Origin of the sequence: Bifidobacterium moraviense, from assembly GCF_012932365.1 — a bacterium.
Taxonomy (GTDB): domain Bacteria; phylum Actinomycetota; class Actinomycetes; order Actinomycetales; family Bifidobacteriaceae; genus Bifidobacterium; species Bifidobacterium moraviense.
Genome location: NZ_JAAIIH010000037.1, coordinates 1 through 1,279 on the forward strand (window position 1 = coordinate 1; position 1,279 = coordinate 1,279).

The window sequence follows — 1,279 nt, forward strand, 5'->3', positions numbered from 1 at the left end:
GTAGTACAAACACGCTCTTGAGTTCTCAAACCACCACACCAGCCCAACCTCGACCCCCGGAACCCGGGAACCACTCGCTGAGCGGCAGCAAGAGATAAACATACACGACAACCAACACACACGCAAATCAGGCGCGCTGAAGTATCGCCAAAACGTTGGAATCATTACCATCCGTCGGCGTGTTGCAAATGGTCTTCCAGACCATCATCTATGCCCAGAGTACGCCTCATCACCACCGAAATACAGCGCATTCCATTAATCGATCGGCGTGTCGTCAAGAATTCATGCCGCATTCACCGGCGCCCCATCCGCGAGACGCAACGCGAACGCACCCGCGCCGTGCGCAGGGACCATGCGAGGCTCTCCGCCCTGGATGCTTCGACCGTGACGATCTAGGCGTTCGTCGTCGCGGCCCGATAGCCGATAACGGACATTATGTGCGGATCATCGCCGCAGCAGCTGGGGAAGCGCGTCGCGGAGCCAACGGTCCAGCTCGCGCTGCGTGCGTATCACGACGGTCGTCGACGGATAACGGCGAGCGACGTCGCGATAGTAGCGCAGGTGTGCGCGGTCGCAGCCTCGCCAGATGACCCACCAGAGGAAATCGGCGTTGATGCGTTCGTTGCAGCCCGGCGTCATGCTCGGTCGCGCGGTGCCACGGTACCGCCGTGCACGGGCGATGACACGACGCACTCTGGTGATGCGGCCGAACAGCAGGATGACGATGCAGTCGGATTCACGCAGTCTCCGCTCAACATGCAGATTGGTGTAGTTGCCGTCGATCACCCAGGATCCATGCTCGTCCAGGAAGTCGGACACCATGCCCAGCTGCTGGTCCATCGGCCTGTTTTCCCAGCCGGGCAGGAACTGCACGGTGTCAAGGTGGAGCACGGGGCTGCGGAGCTCCTCGCCCAGCGCACGCGCCAGCGTGGATTTGCCACTGCCGGAAAGTCCCATGATGCTGATCCTCATGGCTTCATATCCTATCCACGGACGAGTGGTCCGTTTCGGTCAGCGCCGACTGCGGAACATGCCCGAGCGAGGCCCGACCATGAAACAACGACGGGAAACGACACGGCCCGCCAACACCTAGGACCGGCCGGCCGCGAAGCCCGGGTACGGAAAGGCCCGGGACGATGTCCAGGCAAACAGAAAAGGAGATCGTCTTCGGTCTCCTCCGGGTATGAAAAAGGCCCGGAGGGGAACACCCTCCGGGCCAGACGTGAATTGCGGCGGCGTGCTACTCTCCCACACCCTATCGAGTGCAGTACCATCGCCG

General features: G+C 61.6%; 1 protein-coding gene. It reads right to left on the reverse strand.

The window, feature by feature from the left end:
* Nucleotides 1-444: 444 nt before the first annotated feature.
* Nucleotides 445-972, reverse strand: a complete 528-nt coding sequence (locus G1C96_RS10065; protein ID WP_169276450.1) for a P-loop NTPase family protein — start codon at nt 970-972, stop codon at nt 445-447.
* Nucleotides 973-1,279 lie beyond the last annotated feature (307 nt).

Bases quoted from the DNA above. Each gene is read 5' to 3' on its own strand.
- G1C96_RS10065 (WP_169276450.1), bottom strand. From the start codon at position 972: ATGAGGATCAGCATCATGGGACTTTCCGGCAGTGGCAAATCCACGCTG.